This window comes from Marinobacter sp. PE14 (genome assembly GCF_053566155.1).
Genome location: NZ_JBQXNY010000003.1, coordinates 318,698 through 335,164, shown reverse-complemented (window position 1 = coordinate 335,164; position 16,467 = coordinate 318,698). Strand labels below are relative to the sequence as shown.

The window sequence follows — 16,467 nt, the reverse complement described above, 5'->3', positions numbered from 1 at the left end:
CTGTCTACCAGATTAGATTGACGTATACGTAAACGTCAACAGTTAATTGCAGTTTTTAAGTACACTCTCGCTACGCAAAAAGTCGTATAGAAGTTCTACTACCTGGTCCTGCTTTTCCAGGTGAGGCGAATGCCCTGCATCCTCAAGAAGGACGCCCCGGGCGCTTGGCCCGATGCCGGCAACGATGTCCGTGACCTGTTCCGGCACTCCGTACTCGTCGTTCTCCCCCTGAATGATCATAGCCGGACATTTGATTGCCGCCAGCCAGCGACTGAAATCCATCGCCGCCTGGAACCCTTCGTCACGCCAGACTGTCTGCCAGGCGTTGAAAATATCGTCGGTCCGGTTGCCGTGATAGCGTGCCAAACGATCCCGGATATCTGTCTCCCGATAGCGCATGGCCATTTCCTCGATACCGGCAAGGGTCAGGTGATCAGCATAAATGTGCGCGGCCATGGTCACCAGCGCCTTTAAGCGATCACCCATGGCGCCGGCAGCCACGAGGGCAATGGAACCACCGTCGCTGTGCCCTACCAGCACCACATCCCTGATTTCCAGCTTATCCAGAAGACGGGGCAACCACTGTTCACCAGCTGTCTCAAGGTAATCATGCGGGCGCGGCAGCTCCTCATAGGAAGAATGGCCATAGCCCTGACGATTGTAGATCAGCGCGTCGCAGCCGGTGGCTTTCGCGAGCTTTTCCGGGAACTTACGCCACAGGGCAATGCTACCCAGGGATTCATGGAGAAAAACCAGCACCGGACCTTTCGGTTCCGCATGCTGGATCCGCCTGACTTCCAGCTCAACACCGTCGCCTACCGGCACCATCATGTCACGAATCTGCATGGCGTTACCGGTTTGGCGGAATTGAATAGGTCATGGTGGAGTGGGCCACCGGTTCTTCCGCACCTTCCGAGTAAACGAATACTTCGCCCACGCCCATTGTACGGCCGACTTTCAGCATGGTGGCACGGGCCCAGATAGGCTGATGTGCCACCGGCTTGCGCAGAAAATTAATGTTCAGATTGGTGGTCACGGCTAGCGGCACCAGGCCAATCTTGCTCAACAGCGCCGCGTACAGGGTGACGTCCGCCAACCCCATCATGGCTGGCCCGGATACGGTTCCCCCGGGCCTCAGATGCGCCTCATCCACGTCCAGCTTCATTTCCGCCCAGCCATCCCCGAGCTTCTGCAGGGTGCCGTAGGCTTCCCCCTGCGGAAACTGTTCATCAAGGAAGGCCTGCAGCTCTTCAAACGTAATGATCATGCGCCGGTTTCTTCCTTGGCCTGATTACGCAGAACGAACCGCTGGATTTTTCCGCTGGGTGTTTTGGGCAGCTCATCAACAAACTCGATTTCCCGCGGGAAGGCGTGAGTAGAGAGCCTGCGACGCACCAGTTCCTGAAGTTCATCTTTCAGGGCCTGCTCGTCTCCAAGAGCGTAATCGCCCTTGATCACCACATAAGCTTTGATGATGGAACCGCGTTTTTCATCCGGCTTGCCGACAACACCTGATTCCGCCACAGCGGCGTGCTCGAGCAGTGTGCTCTCGACGTCTGCCGGGCCCACCCGATAGCCGGCCGTGGTGATGATGTCATCATCCCGGCCACTGAAGGAGAAGTTGCCATTGCCGTGGTTGATGACCATGTCGCCGGTGAGGTAGTAGCCGTTAACGAACGGGTCCTTTTCACCCCAGGTGTAACCGTCGAAGTGGAAAAGCGGGGAGGCTTTTACGTCAACAGCCAGCTGACCAACTTCACCCTCGCCCACTTCTTCGTTTTTCTCGTTCAGTGCGACAACCTTGTGGCCCGGGGAGGCATAGCCCATGGAGCCTTCACGGACCGGATGCGCAAGGCCGTGGAAGTTGCAGCAGGTCATGCCGGTCTCGGTCTGGCCGTAGTGGTCTTTCACCGGGCAGAAGTGACGGTTGCGAATCCAGTTCACCACTTCCGGGTTCAGAGGTTCGCCGGCACTGCTGGCAACACGCAAGCCCAGGTTCTCGCCTTCCGGCAGCACGTGATCGTTGGCCTTCAGCAGGCGGTACGCCGTGGGCGCCGCCGCCAGGTTGGTGATCTTGTATTTCCGGATCATGTCGTAGGTGGATTCCGGGGTAAATCCGCCCGGGTTGAAATGCGTGGCGTGGCCCATCAGCAGAGGGCCCACCACAGCGTAGTAGAGGCCGTAAGCCCAACCGGGATCGGCTACGTTCCAGAACTTGTCACCGTCCTGCAGATCGATGGCGTACTTCATGTAGACATAGAACGCCAGCAGCGCCTTGGCGGGGACAGCAACGCCCTTGGATTTACCCACGGTTCCGGAGGTGAACATCTGGAGGAACGGATCATCGCCCTTGATCATCACAGGCTCAAAGTCGCTGGACTGGGCTGCCAGGGTCTCCTGAAAATCGGGAACGTCAGCGCCAATCTCACTGGCGTTTACACCCACAACCGGCGGGCAGACTTTGACATCGTTCAGCTTGGGATAGTTTTCCGGGTTGGTCACTACCAGCTTGGTACTGGCCCGCTCAAACCGGTATTCAATCGCACCGGAACCAAAGGCAGTAAACAGTGGCTGATACACGGCGCCGGCACGGAGGGTTCCGGCGATAACGATCAGCAGCTCCGGAGTGCGCGGCAGGAGTGCAGCCACCCGGTCGCCCTTTCCGATGCCCTGGGATTTCAGATAATTGGCAAAACGCGCAGAGGCCTCTTTCAGCTCGGCGAAAGTCAGAGTGCCGTCACCGCCATCTTCGGTTTCGTAGTACAGCGCAACCCGACTAGGGTCATCTGCCCACTTGTCGCAGATTTCGTGGCATACGTTGAGCCCGCTATCCAGACGTCCATCCAGGATGTCCGCTTCCAGAGCAGCAGGATCGAAGTTGTTGTAAACGTCGGTATATTCCGGAAGGCTCATTCTCAACTCCTGTTGTTTTTATCATTGAAAGCACGGGTCAAGGTTTAGCACAGGCTTCACTTTACGTAAAGGTAAACTTTAGACCAAAAAGGAAGAAATCTGCCTGGTTTTATGGGGTGAAAAACCGGGCGCAGCGGGCCCGCCGCGCACGGAAAAGCGATCCGGAAAGGACCTCAGGATTGGGGGGCCTAATTTTTCAGGTATGGCGGCTGGACAGAATGTGGTGCAATGATCCGCACTCAACCATGGGATCATCGCAGTTGACCACAATATCGGAGCGGGCAATGACATAGCCCTTGCCAGTGATGCTGTTCTTGATCACTTGGTACTCGCCCTCTTCCTCGACGGAGGTGAATTCCCCGATAAAACCGGTCTCTCTCAGGGAAACGGTTTCGAGTTTGTCGCCCGGCTTTATGCTGCCCTCGTAGTTCATCAACGCCAGGCGGGCCGAGGTGCCCGTGCCTGTTGTGCTCCGGCAGATTACGCCCGGGTGCACATAGGTTGCGGACCGGGACCTGTAATAGCCCTCGGCGACCTGTTCCACAGGGCCCATGAAGTGTAGGAACGGCAAGGGCCCGACATCACCTAGGGTGTAGTGGGAAAAGCCCCCTTCGGCCCGAATGGCCTCGACAATGGCGTGGGCGGTTTCAGCCAGTTTGCGCTCTTCGTCCAGGGTCAGATCGAAGCCCATGCTGGCTGCATCAACCAGGGCATAAAAGCCGCCGCTGTAAGCAACACTGTAGGTGATCTCGCCAAGCGAAGGAACGTCGATGGTCGCCTTGTAGGTGTGGATATAGCTGGGCAGCCCCTCACAGGTGATGGCTTCCACCACGCCGTCGTGCACCGTCGCCTCGATTTGAACCAGGCCCGCGGGAGATTCCAGGATGAAGTTCTGTTTACCCTCTTTTTTCGGAACAATGCCCGACTCGAGTACTGCGGTGGCCGTGCAAATGGTATTGGAGCCCGAGTAGATCGGGTAGCCCATCACCTCCATGATGATGTAACCAGCGGCGGCCTGGGGATCGGTTGGCGGCACCAGCAAATCCACGGACATCTCCGGCACACCGTAAGGCTCCTCCAAGAGCAGTCGGCGCAAGCCATCGGCATCATCCCGCAGGTACTCCATCTGCGCCCGAACGGTATCGCCCGGCAACGGATCAATGCCACCAGTCACGATCCGGCTGACATCACCGCCGGCATGGGTATCCATCAGCTGAATGGTCAGTTCGGGTTTCATCAAGCGCTCTCCAGGGACCAGAGTTGGCCGTGTTCTTCCCATTGTGAGTCGGGAACGATCACGATCTTGCCGAGATAATTACTACCCCGGTTCACAAAATATTCTTCTGCCCGGTGCAGATCAGAGAGCCGAAAAGCGCCGTGCAGGACCGGTTTCAGTTGCCCTCCCCGGATCCATGCCATCAGTTGTTCCGCCTCTTCCCGGGTACCATGGGATACTCCGAAAATCTGTACCTGGTAGAGGTAGATCCGGGTCCAAAGGATTTCGCTGATGTTGCCGCCGCTAGCCCCGGCAATACTGAGACGCGGGTAGGTGCTGCGGGCGTTCATATCAAAGATCATGGTGTCGATGAACACATCGGTCATCTCACCGCCAACCAGGTCCATGACCGCATCGATAGGCTTGCCACCGGTTTCCACTTTCACACGATCCACAAAGCTGTCCATATCGGACCGATCCAGCACGGCCTCAGCGCCCAACGCCAGAAGAGCTGCCGCCTTGTCCTGCTTACTTAAAGCGTAGGGAATGGCCCCCATGATCCGGCATAGTTGGATCAAAGCCGTGCCAACACCGCCGCTGGCACCGGTAACCAGCACCCTTTCGCCGGCTTTGATATTGGCCGACGTGACCATGTGCATGGCGGTCTGGTAGGAGCACATCCCCATGGAGGCCACTTCGGCGTCCGCCAGTTCGGCGTTTGGAATGTGATGGAACTGATCTGCCGGGAGCGCCACATATTCGGCGTAACCGCCGTCGGCACCGTGGCCGAAGTAATCGGGCGTGAGGTTTATGTCCCGCCGGTCGTTGGCGTAGATGTTGAAATCCAGCAGTCCACGCTCTCCGATGCGAGACTCGTCCACACCGTCACCACAGGCCACGACACGCCCGGCTATGTCCGCACCCTGAATCCGTGGAAAAACCAGCGTGGGCTTGCCCCCCATCTGAAAGGATGTCATTTCGCCCTTCTTGGTGGGATATAGCCCTTCCCGTGCCTTGCGGTCGGTGTTGTTCTTCGCCGTTGCCGTAACCTGCACAAGCACCTGGCCGGCTCCGGGCGCAGGAACAGGCACATCCTGATAGTCGAGTTTATCGACATCACCGTGACCGGTAAGAACCATGGCTTTCATGGTATGCGGGATCATGGGCAGGCGATCCTCCCTGTCTGCTGAATTGCGGGTATTCAGAGAGGATAGGTGAGTTTACCGGGCGTGTCAGTTCGTGTTGCGGGTATCCATTACCAGACTACCTGGCAATCACTTTATAAACCGGACGCAACTTGGGAATCTGCTTGAGTACCACCTGGATGACCGTCATCAGGGGTACCGCCAGAAGCACACCTACAGGCCCCCAGAGCCAGCCCCAGAAGAAGATCGAGACGAAGATGATCACCGGATTGATCGCCATTCGAAAGCCATGAATCCAGGGTTCAATGAACAACCCCACGAGCGTGGTCAAACCGAGGAATCCCAGAGGGGCAATAGCCATCATCCAGAGTTCGTCCAGGCTGACTGCCGACACTATGGTGAGCAGGGATATCGAGAGGATATTGCCGAGGTAGGGAATAAAGCGGGCAAGACCTGCCACCAGTCCCCAGACCGCTGGATCCGGCAACCCGACACCCCAGCATATCAATCCCGTAGTGGTACCCACGGCGAGATTACTCAGCCCGAGAACACCAAGATACTGAGCGATCTGGTGCTGGGAATCATGGGTTATCCGCAACACTGTTTTCCGCTGGTCAATGGGGAGCTGACGCACGAAATTCTTGATCAGGCGATCACCGCTCACCAACAGGAAATAGGTCAATGCCAGTGCCAGCGCCAGGCCAGCGATGCCGTTCCGGGCTTTGGTCATCAACTGATTGCGCCAGGAGTCCGTCTGCAGAACAACCGCCGTTGGCTGTTGCCGTTCTGACTCCGAAAGCTCCTCAACGGACTTTTCAACCTGTTCCGCAGACTCCGAGACTCTGGCGATCTGGCGACTGATTTCGCTCTCGCCGACCAGCAGCCTCGATATCCCCTGGGGCACTTCCTCAACCCACTTGAGGGCAGGCGTCGCGACCGCCAGTGTAATTCCGACGATGCCGGCGAGCACCAGGAGCACAAACACCAGGGAGCTGATCATCCGGGGAACCCGCCACTTAACGTATGCCTTCTTGACCAGGGGCGAGAGCAGCAGGCTCGTCATTACCGCGAGAATGATCGGCAGGACGATCTGGTGAGCTACGTACAGGGTGTACAGGATGCCCAGGCCGAACAAACCGTATATCGGCGTGGCAAGATCCGATGAAATCAGCAGGCGCTTGTTCTCGCCCGCCGGTTCCTTATTTGTGGATTGGTCGTCCATGATGAAGCCTGTATACCGTGAAAAAAGCTGGCCCGGTAACTCCAGGCCAGTGTTAAAAACGGTCAGTCTACCTTCACCATGGCGCGAGCGCACCCGGGAGAGGGTTACGCGGGGTTCACTTGAGTCGTATTCAGCGCCCGATCAGCTCGCCATCTTTGGCAAAAAGGAGGTATCCACCCAATACCGCTTGGGGTTTGTCGGATTGACAAAGACAGGAATCGAGTCGCTCTGGATATGCTCCGATGGGTCAAACCAGAGGTTGCCACTCCTGAAGACATGAATATCGGAAGTGACCGGATTCTGCCACTGACACACGATCTGATAGGGACTTTTTCCGTTCATTACGATCATCTGGTTCTTTTCGACACCCTGAAACATACCCTGAACCAGCTGCCCGGTTTTGCGAAGCTTGGCCGCGCCACTGTCTCTGACAGCCGGCACAACGAACATACCCGCTCCAACGGCAAAGAAAACGCCGCCCAAACCGCCTACGATCAGGGAAACTCCCCACAGCGAAAAGAATCCGTCGATTCTCGCAGATTCCGCATTGCCGGGCATGAACAACACACGAACCGTCTCACCTCGACTGTAGCTGGGAGGATTGCTGCCGCTGGACGAGAGAAACTCGGTAAGCCTGCCCTGATCGTCTTCAAAGCGGACGAGTGGATAGTAGGCATTGGAATCACTGGATCGTGATCGAATCAGGTCGGTAACAACACCTGGCTTGGCTGTCGCGGTTTCAAGAAAGGTTGAAGTGCTCTGGAAAGAGAAAAAGGCGCCGACAAGCATGCCGACACCCACGAGTGAAAAAATCACCCGCAGCGCGTTGAAGGTTTTCATATCAGTTCCTTTGAAGAATGCTTCCTTGCCCGAAAACGCCCTGTTTTCGGAAGCCGGAATTATACTCGAATCGACAAGGCTTGAAAGTCACAAGATGAGACGCGGTTCCTCCAATCCATACAAACCATCTCTATGGTAATTCTGTTGCTCCAAGCAAGTTGATAGAATATCCCCAACACATGGAGTGTTAACCCCATTGCACGGAGCAAGCATGCGTTACCTCGTTTTTTCTTCTCTTGTTGTCACTTCTGCCCTTTCCGGTTGTAGCCTTTATTACGAGTCCCAGGCAAAAGACATGATTCAGCGTCAGATGGACGCCATGGTTTTTGTCGAAGGTGGGGAGTTTATGATGGGGAATCCTGGGGGGTGGGACGGAAGCAAGGATAGCTGGCCACCGCATAAAGTAGTTCTGGACGATTTCTACATTCAGAAGTACGAGGTTATTCAGGGGGACTTTGAGCTGTTTATGGCGATGACCGATTACGAACACTCTAACAGTTCTTACGAAAACCTTAGAGATAATGCTCCGGATCGCTTCCAATCAGACTTCCCGGCAGTCGTATCGTGGATGGATGCATCGGAATTTTGCAAATGGTTAGGTTCTCAAACTGATGAAAATATTCGACTTCCATCCGAGGCACAGTGGGAATATGCAGCCCGAGGCGGCGGCAAAATGTTGCGCTATGCGACTGCAAACGGACATGCGGAAGAGGGCGTAACGATGGCGGAGCGTCCATCACGGTTCCGAGAGCAAAGAAAGCTACTCCCTGAACCGCCAGGAAGCTACCCCGCGAACCTGCTTGGCCTGTACGACATGTCGGGCAATGCTGCTGAATGGGCAAGAGATTATTATCACGCCGATTACTATGAGCGCTCCCCCATAAATAACCCGATGGGACCCGAGAGCCCAGTTATAGAAAGGTGGAGCGAAGACCCCTACAGGATTCTCCGAGGCGGCGATTTTAGAGACTTCTCAGGGAACACAACAGTCACAAGACGCAAAGCGATAGAACGGGCAACAAATGAATCCACCGGTTTTCGGTGCTCCCTCTTAAAAATTTAACTGCCGGAACCCAGGACGCTTGCCTTTTCAAATGTTCCCCACATTTGTAGGGCGCTCAATTTATCGGTTCTGGATGATTGACGACACAGCGGAAGCCTTGGTTTGGAGAGTCAATACTCACAGCCCTTCGACCGTAGACCGTTGCCAAACCACCCGAGTGATCGCCGTAACCGGCGCGATCGCGGACAGTTTTCTTATCCGCTTCGGACTCGTTCGGCTCAGCTGCAACGGGATTAACGGTACCCAGGTGACCAAATCCGGAATAGTATCGATCCCGGGTCCACTCCGAGACGTTACCTACCATATCGTGTATACCGAGTGGATTCGGAGGATGAGAGCCTAGCGGTCGCCATTCTGTTTCTAACGATGAGTGGATGAAGAGAGAGCTTCGGGATGGTCCCACGCCTAGCACAAGCCCCGCGTGAGCGTTTACGTAGAATTTTCTAGTCTACGGACTGAATAAAAGTTTGGGCTCAGCTTCAGCCCTAACGCCCAACGCTGCCTCGACCTTCATCCCCACTTGACAAAGCCTATCCCACTCGCGCTTCTCGCTCAGTACGTCTTGCACGCGCAGCTCACCTTCCAGCGCACATCCACCACGAATGCCTGCGAATACGCCTGACTCACCCCCGCTTTTTGCCCGTTCTTCCTCGAGGCAATTCCCTTCAGGGTGGGAGGGCCATCGGCTGTGGACAAGTGAACATTTCCGGCAATGAGAGCCGAAGCACCGGCGAAACCCGAAAGCGAGGCACTAAACACAGCCTGAAAATGACCGAGTGACGCAATCTTGCGCACCCCATCCTAGCCTCCAACCCGGAAGAGAACTGATCATCCGGGGAATCCGCCACTTAACGTATGCCTTCTTGACCAGAGGCGAGCGTAGCGGGCTGGTCATTACCGCGAGAATGATGCGCAGAACAATCTGATTAGCCACGTACTGGGTGTACAGGGTCCCCAGGCCGAACAAGCCGTATATCGGCGTGGCAAGGTCCGATGAAATCAGCGGGCGCTTGCTCTCACCTGCCGACTCACAATTTTTAATTACTCTTCCATGATGAAACCTGCGTACCTTGGAAATGAAATGGTCTGGTAAATCCAGACCCCCATTCTTTATTGGTGGTCGGGTTCCTTCAAGAAAGCAACCGTCATTCAGGATAGGGTATTGGTGGCTCCATCGAGGAATACCATTGCCTCAAGCTCTGAACCATAACCCAGTGCTTCGGCTTACCGAATTTTCGGCAATTCATACAACGCAACTTGCCAGGTTCGTAAAACTCAATTTCAAGCAAAGTCCCTCTGTTATTCGATTTTTGGCTGGCACACCCATCACCAAAGGAGCTCATGAACAGCGCATAGTTGTCGTTATAATCACAAAAATTGAAGGTATTGGAGAGAGGTTGCCCGAGTAGGTTAGCCATAAACATGGTCGTTTTCGATATGATGAGCCTCGCCTGTTTGTTAAAGCGCCGCCCATGCTCTTGGTAGTGTGCTACGAACTCCTCACCCTCTTCCACCTCATAGTCCGGGTGATAGACTCCCCAATTAGCCTCTTTCAGCCCATCGGGTTGTGGATCGGCCCATAAAAGCGGACTAACCACAATCGGAAAAGACGCCATGAGAGCGACCAGACCGAAAGCAGGTAATCGCTGATTCGAGGAGTCGCTCAACGCTGGCATTGCCAGAGTAAGCAAACCGACCCAGCCCGAAAGCAAACACGCCGCCAGAGCAATCCGCTCGGCAAAAAATAACCAAACAAAAACCCAAGGCCAGGTCAAAAAGCCCAGAGACACCCCTTTTCCCACAAGAGTAATTCGATTGTTATCCCGGAAAGGAACACTGAAGAGAACCGCCAACCAACCGGCCAGGGTGCTAACGGCAAATACGATCATGAACCCAACGTTCAGGATTCCATTCTCAATTTCTAGAAAGGATGCCTCGGCACCTTCAAAAACCGAAACTCCAATGTAGCTAATAAGAATGAGAGTCGAAGGTATGAGTAAAAAAGCTGCAATATACTGCATCTAGCCTAACTTCCCTGTTCATATGACTAAGCTTATCGATTGATTGGCTTCGGATGATTAACGACACAGCGGAAGCCGTTGCCGCCAGCGGAAACAGGCACACCGGATCGCGCAAACACAGTAGCATTGCCACCTACGTGGTCTCCGTGGCCAGCCCAATCTCTTACAGTTTTCTCGGGACTATCTGGGTCAATGGGTTTCAGCGGACCTCTGGGATTGTTACGCGGCGCATGCTGATAATAGTCCTTCTGAAACCAGTCCTGTGTCCATTCCGCAACATTCCCCGACATGTCATGAAGTCCTATCGGATTGGGCGGATAACTACCAACAGGTCTCCTCTCCATGACTAGAGAAGAATGGCTAAGCATATTGCCGGAAGGCGGGATACTTGGATCAATATACTGCCTGGGCCTCTGCAAATATGTATCGTTATCTGCAACGCCAGTATTTGTGGCGAAGGGAACATTACTGCCCCTGCTTCGGGCAGCGAATTCCCATTGCGCTTCCGTAGGGAGAGCAAAAGGCAAGCCGGTTTGATCGCCTAACCAGGCGCAGTAACCTTCTGCTTCTTGGTAGTTTGGCGTTCTGGCAGGTTTAAGATAAAAATAAGGAGAAAAGGGATCTTCACTTGGTTCGGCGATAAATTTCTCGTCATAGACAGAGCCCTCATACAAGGAAAAGCGTCCAAGTTTTTCGTAATAGACATGCATTTCTCCCCAAGTTGTCTCGTATTTGGAGATTGAGTAGCTATCGACACTAACCTCGACAGCAGGCCGAGCATGATCGGTTAAAACTACATAAGGCGAGCCATTCGGGTGTCCCACATCACCCAACTTAAAAGTACCTCCGTCAACAAAGACCAGATTTTCAATCGCTTTTTGCTTGATTCGAGAAACCGCATCGGCCGAGCCGTTACCAAACCTCTCACAAGCAGATAATGAGGTTGCAAGCAACACCAACAACCCCAACTGCAAACCATTGTTCAGAACCATATGTGGTTTTCCTTAGCCAATCCTACAAATACGGCAGACGTCGAAAGGATCCATTCTCACAGGCCTTCCCGCTATTGCTGTTTGACCCTGAAGCCCGAGCATGAACATGCGCTGATCCGCTTTGTTTTTTCCAATGAACGCAAAAAGTCGTTCAACGTTCGAGTCAAACTCCTCTTGCATTGCAAAACCTTCAGGATTCATTCGCACAACGGTTTCCTCGAAATCGCGCCACCCCTGGAAAGTTTCCATTATCTGCTTAACAGCCGTAATTTTGATGTCATCGTCATCCCACAAATCGGGTGTCACCCACCAGTCATAAAGAATATTGTCCAGAACCGTACCTTTGACCTCAGGTGGGGCATGCAAGAAAACGGAATTCTCCTTCAATTGCAGATCAGTGAGTATGTTTTGCGCGATGTCAGTGCTTTGTTTTTCTCGGTAACGATTAACAAAAACCTCCTGGGCGTATGTAGCCAGCTCATTTGCGATAGAACCAGCAAACTCGTTAGCCACTTCAAATGCCGACAACCCTCTCGCCAAAGCATATAGCCCCATTCGTTTATACCACTCGAAAGCGTCGGTACTTTGATCAAAGAGCTCTAAATACCTGAAATCCACATCCAATAGTGCGTTGTAGACGAAATGGAGCATCCGAATGACTTTCTGAGTCTCGATCTCCAAGAGAAAGCTTCCGGATGGCCCCACGCCTAGCACAAGCCCAGCGTGTGCGTTTACATAAAATTTGCCAGTCTCCGGGCTGAATAACAGCCTGAGTTCGGCCTCTGCCCCAGCCCCCAACGCTGCCTCGACCTTCTTACCTACCCGACAAAGCCTTTCCCACTCTCGCTTCTCGGTCAGTACGTCTTTCCAACGCAGCTCACCTGCCACCTCACATCCGCCACGAATGCCTGCGAATACCCCAGCCTCAGCCCCCGCCTTCTGCCCGTTATTCCTCGAAGCAATGCCCTTCAGAGTGGGGAGGCCGTCCTTGGTGGACACGTGAACATTTCCAGCAATAAGAGCCGAGGCGCCGGCAAATCCGGTCAGCGAGGCGTTGATCGCTGCCTGGAAATGGCCGAGCGACGCAATCTTGCGCTCGCCATCCCAGCCTCCAACCCGATAAGGAATCCGGATTTCGGACCGGTTATTCACCGGAAACGCCTGCTCAACACCAACCTTGCCCTGCGCCAGCGCATACTGCGCTTCCGCTTTCGCCTGGAAATGCACTTTCCCCTTGCGCGGATCAAATTCACCCGAAGCTGCCGCACCGGCAGCAAAGCGCATGAACTGTGCTTCTGCGGAGGCATCAAACCCGGTTTCATCGACCGCTTCCCGCCTGGCTTCCGCGTCTCCCCAGATGGACCAGGATGCCTCATCGTAAAACTTGTTCAACGTCGTCATAAGCGCGCCATTTTTATCCGGCTCCCAGAGGGTTGCGTTGAACTTGATGTTAAGTTCGCTTCGGATAGCATCTCGTAGCTTAGCCGGATCTACGCCGTTCTCGGTTAGCCAACCCTTACTGCGCCCCCTGTCTCGCGATGCCATCGAATACCGGCGAGGGTGGTTCGCGATCTTGTCAGAGCGCACAAATGTGAAGTGCTTATTGCCGGCCAACCGCTTTATTTCAGTAACCGGAGGAATGGATTGCATGTCGTTGGTCAGGACTGAGCGCGCCTCAAGTTCGTCTATCAGCCGTTCTTTCTCCTCCTGTACTTCCGACAGCAACCGCCCTTCGCCCTCAGTCACGCCCAGTTCAGAGTCGGTCTCACCCTCATCAAGCCCGTCAAGCTTCCCGTAAAATTCAGTGATGGGACCACAAACAAACTCCTCTTCATCGACCCAATCCGCCAATTCCGCCTCAGTCAGAAGAATCAGTTCGTCAGACCCGGTTACATGGACAACTTCCACGATTTCTTCGGAACAGGAAGGCTCCTGAGCAACAGATCCCACTTCGCAGTTGGAGAATTCAGCCACGTTGGCCGCTGGCAGCTTGAACGGCTGTCCCGGGAAGATACGATCCGGGTTCTCAATTTCAGGATTAAGCCGCATCAGGCTGCTCAGGGTGGTTTGATGCCGTTGTGCAATCACACTGAGGGTGTCGCCGGAGCGAACGGTGTATTCAGAATTCATCAGGCAACTCCGTATGCCAAATGGTTATCCACTGCTTTCAGACGTGAGCCAGCCGAGAGCTCAGAGTCAGACAGAATGGTGCGGATTTCGGCAAGCTCGATCCGCTCCCCGTGAACCACAGCCAGCTCGGCGTAACGGCTAACCTCCTTTTCGGTTCGAAAACCCAGCGCGGTTGCCTCATTGATGAGTTGCTCCAACCGTGCTCGATCCGTGATGTCGAGAAAACGGCCCAACTTCTCGACGAATTCATGCCTGGCGCTCTGTGACAGCACTGCCACATGATTTTCAGTGAGGAGAAACCAGCCTTCCTCAACCGCTTTCCTGAAGTGTTGCGAGCCATCTGAATCGAACCGGGATAGCTCTCCGTTCGGCTGGAAGGCCAGCCACTCTCTAACTGGCCCGCTAAAGCGAGCGCGTTCCTGCTCATTCAGTGCAGACATCAGCCGCGTGAGCTGCTTGGGTGCGTAATAGCGCAGGTAGGAGAATCCCCCATTCGGCATCTGCACACTGAGCAAACTGCGCAAATGGCCCGCCACAAGGGGGAGGCTTTGATCCGATAAAAGGATAATGGCTTTATCCTGCCACTCCGACTGGGCACGCCAAAGCCGTGTACCCTCGGAGGGTTTGACCAGGCAAGGGGTTACTTCCATAGCCGCTTCATGTGGTGTGCCCAAGAACAGATATTCCAGCTCGGGCTGATCATCATGCTCGTAGGTGAAGCGCGGTGCATCAAACAATGCACCGTCGAAAAGAATGTAGGCCTTCGCCCTGGTTGTTTCATCCAGCCCTATCATGCGGTCACACCCTCGCATGAACAGGATGAGAGGGCGCAGGTGCCATCCGGCTTGCGCCCGCACTGCTTGACCAGTGCAACATCGTTCCTGGCCGCCGTTTTCAGGGCCTGCACCGAACTTGGAGTCGGACCTGCTAAAGCCCGGGTGTCGGTTTCAGCAAGCTGTGCCGGTTCATTCGTATCGGCAATTTCACTCAGGCTTCGTGGCAGTGCAGGCCCATTGGTGGAGACTCCACTCCCACTCCCAGGCCCACCGCCAGAGTTCATGCGCACCGAAGGCCCGGAGACCGTAACGCCACTGGGATCCAGCTTCAGAAAGCTACCACCTGCTTTGAGCGTGAGTTCGGCGCCCGCCTCGATTACGACTTTCATACCCGCTTTGTGGTGGATCTCGGTGCCAGCTTCAACGAGCTGGTTTTTGCCCTGTTTGCTGTGAAGACTGCCACCGATGGAGAGGCTGTAATCGCTTCCGACCGACTCACGCTGTTCGCCATCGACAGTGCGGTGCTCATTGCCTTTGACGTGACTGAAATCGTTGTTTTCGACCGTGCGGTGACTGTCGTTCCGAATCACCTCCGTGCGGTTGTTCTCGGTGAGCAGGTCCAGGTCTTTCTGGGCGTGGACGTAGATCTGTTCCTGATCGGCCTCATCCTCAAACCGCAGTTCGTTGCTGCCCTCGCCCTTGTGGGTTTTGGTTTTCAGGGTGGTGCGGGTTTTGTGCTCCGGTAGCCCATAGGGAGGTGTGTTGGTGATGTGATGGGTGCGGCCGGTGATGATGGGTTGATCAGGGTCGCCGTCCAGGAAAGAGACAATCACTTCGTGGCCGATTCTTGGCAAGGCCATGAAGCCATACTGGCCGCCGGCCCAGCCCTGGCTGACTCGGAGCCAGGCGCTGCTGTGTTGGTCATTTTTTGAGTAACGGTCCCAGGGGAAACGGACTTTTACCCGGCCATATTCATCGCAGTGAATCTCTTCACCTTCCGGACCGGTGACAATCGCGATTTGCGGGCCGTCCATCAGCGGGCGGTCCTGCGTATGGGGGCGCCAGGTCAGGTCTGCAGGTATGGCATTGAACTTGTTGTGGTACGTGGTAGGTTCGCTGCCACCCTCCTCTTCCAGTGCCTGGGGCTGGGTGCCGGTGTGGGTGATCGACGTTAACAGCCAATCCCGATTCAGACTATCACTGTCGTGTTCGGTAAGTTCCACTTTCGCACCGGCGCTGAAATCCGGGCGGTTGCTCTCACCGGATGCGGTACTGGCGTCGTTGCGCAGGGACTGGAGTCTGGCTTCGGTAAAAGGCTGGCCACTGGCGTCGGCCTTGAACCGGCCGGGGTAGTCGTAGTGCTGGTAGTCTTCCCGGTGCTTCAGATCGCCAGAAGCATGCTCATGCATCAGGGCATAGGCGGGATTTCTGAAGGTGTAATCCTTCATGGCCACGGAGGCCACCCGCACCCGCTCTTCGTAGCGAAAGCGATACACCGCCGGGCGCTGGGTGCTGCCGCCTGCTTTGCTGTTGTACTCAGCGGGTGGCAATCTCGGCGCATCGCCATGGTGATCGGCGATGCTCAGAGCCGGTTGGGTGTCTCCGTCCACGCTCCCGTGTTCATACCTGTAATGCCAACCCTCTTCAGCCGCGAGGCGTTCGAGGAAGGCCAGGTCGCTTTCTCGATGCTGAACACAATACTCCCGCTGCTCCGGGGTGCGTTTCAGATCGAAAACCGAGTCGATAATGCCGCGCTCTTCCAGCAAGGTACGCACAATGGTATCGCTGCTTTGGGTCTGAAAAATCCGGCTGTTGTGCATCAGCCCCAGACGCCAGAGCGGCGACTGGATATTCAGTTCGTAACGGGTGCGCCGATGACCAGCATCGCCTCGAACGAATTCGTTGACCACACCCGTGAAACGCCTTAGCGGCACGCCGTCCTGCCAGACAACGAGATCCACCGGTTGCTCCAGGATCTCCGCTGCCTGAATCGATGGGTCGGTACTGGCCAGCTCAAGATGACTATGAAACACCTCGGAAAGGCGCTCTGTCAGTGTGAAGCCAACCACTGAAAATAGATCAGAGGGGAGTCCGCCAACACGGGCGGTAAACTGCAATCCACTTGCCTGGGGCATATCTTCAATCCCTG

Annotated in this window: 14 protein-coding genes; 1 reads left to right on the top strand and 13 read right to left on the bottom strand. The window is 55.0% G+C overall.

All coding sequences use genetic code 11. The annotated features are described in order from the left end of the window. Positions 1–42 precede the first annotated feature (42 nt). The 7 genes from ACWJ62_RS12255 to ACWJ62_RS12225 all read right to left on the bottom strand — a co-directional run bounded on the left by ACWJ62_RS12255 (position 43) and on the right by ACWJ62_RS12225 (position 7,336). A complete protein-coding gene (locus ACWJ62_RS12255) occupies positions 43–846 on the bottom strand; it encodes an alpha/beta fold hydrolase (RefSeq protein WP_449286434.1) in 804 nt (267 codons plus the stop codon). A gap of 4 nt (positions 847–850) precedes the next feature. Beyond that, a complete protein-coding gene (locus ACWJ62_RS12250) occupies positions 851–1,267 on the bottom strand; it encodes a PaaI family thioesterase (protein WP_202348699.1) in 417 nt (138 codons plus the stop codon). Beyond that, positions 1,264–2,913, bottom strand: coding sequence for an AMP-binding protein (locus ACWJ62_RS12245; protein WP_449286433.1), 1,650 nt, complete (start codon positions 2,911–2,913; stop codon positions 1,264–1,266). Before ACWJ62_RS12245 ends, ACWJ62_RS12250 begins: the two co-directional genes overlap by 4 nt. A 196-nt stretch (positions 2,914–3,109) precedes the next feature. Further along, the gene (locus ACWJ62_RS12240) at positions 3,110–4,150 is read right to left on the bottom strand and encodes a proline racemase family protein (RefSeq protein ID WP_449286432.1); all 1,041 of its coding nucleotides are present in this window, start codon (positions 4,148–4,150) and stop codon (positions 3,110–3,112) included. Continuing rightward, positions 4,150–5,292, bottom strand: a complete 1,143-nt coding sequence (locus ACWJ62_RS12235) for a zinc-binding dehydrogenase (protein ID WP_449286431.1) — start codon at positions 5,290–5,292, stop codon at positions 4,150–4,152. Before ACWJ62_RS12235 ends, ACWJ62_RS12240 begins: the two co-directional genes overlap by 1 nt. Before the next feature lie 100 nt (positions 5,293–5,392). Beyond that, entirely contained in the window at positions 5,393–6,496 is a 1,104-nt protein-coding gene (locus ACWJ62_RS12230; protein WP_449286430.1) for an AI-2E family transporter, read from the bottom strand. Between the two features lie 141 nt (positions 6,497–6,637). Then, positions 6,638–7,336 (bottom strand): DUF3592 domain-containing protein, encoded by a 699-nt coding sequence (locus ACWJ62_RS12225; RefSeq protein ID WP_449286429.1) that lies wholly within the window; start codon positions 7,334–7,336, stop codon positions 6,638–6,640. A 211-nt stretch (positions 7,337–7,547) separates the two neighbouring features. On the opposite strand from ACWJ62_RS12225, the gene ACWJ62_RS12220 reads away from it, so the two are divergent. Next, complete coding sequence (locus tag ACWJ62_RS12220) at positions 7,548–8,399, top strand: formylglycine-generating enzyme family protein (protein WP_449286428.1); 852 nt, start codon at positions 7,548–7,550, stop codon at positions 8,397–8,399. A 55-nt stretch (positions 8,400–8,454) separates the two neighbouring features. Here the strand turns inward: ACWJ62_RS12220 and ACWJ62_RS12215 are convergent, their stop codons facing one another. The 6 genes from ACWJ62_RS12215 to ACWJ62_RS12190 all read right to left on the bottom strand — a co-directional run bounded on the left by ACWJ62_RS12215 (position 8,455) and on the right by ACWJ62_RS12190 (position 16,453). Next, positions 8,455–8,703 (bottom strand): hypothetical protein, encoded by a 249-nt coding sequence (locus ACWJ62_RS12215; protein WP_449286427.1) that lies wholly within the window; start codon positions 8,701–8,703, stop codon positions 8,455–8,457. Positions 8,704–9,544: 841 nt separating this feature from the next. Continuing rightward, positions 9,545–10,420, bottom strand: coding sequence for a hypothetical protein (locus ACWJ62_RS12210; RefSeq protein ID WP_449286426.1), 876 nt, complete (start codon positions 10,418–10,420; stop codon positions 9,545–9,547). Between the two features lie 32 nt (positions 10,421–10,452). Then, positions 10,453–11,412, bottom strand: a complete 960-nt coding sequence (locus ACWJ62_RS12205; protein ID WP_449286425.1) for a formylglycine-generating enzyme family protein — start codon at positions 11,410–11,412, stop codon at positions 10,453–10,455. Positions 11,413–11,424: 12 nt separating this feature from the next. Next, positions 11,425–13,542: a LysM peptidoglycan-binding domain-containing protein gene (locus ACWJ62_RS12200; RefSeq protein WP_449286424.1), complete on the bottom strand. Its 2,118-nt coding sequence runs from the start codon at positions 13,540–13,542 to the stop codon at positions 11,425–11,427. Continuing rightward, complete coding sequence (locus ACWJ62_RS12195) at positions 13,542–14,336, bottom strand: DUF4123 domain-containing protein (RefSeq protein ID WP_449286423.1); 795 nt, start codon at positions 14,334–14,336, stop codon at positions 13,542–13,544. Before ACWJ62_RS12195 ends, ACWJ62_RS12200 begins: the two co-directional genes overlap by 1 nt. Further along, positions 14,333–16,453: a type VI secretion system Vgr family protein gene (locus ACWJ62_RS12190; protein ID WP_449286422.1), complete on the bottom strand. Its 2,121-nt coding sequence runs from the start codon at positions 16,451–16,453 to the stop codon at positions 14,333–14,335. The genes ACWJ62_RS12195 and ACWJ62_RS12190 overlap by 4 nt, the downstream gene beginning before the upstream one ends. Positions 16,454–16,467: the final 14 nt, after the last annotated feature.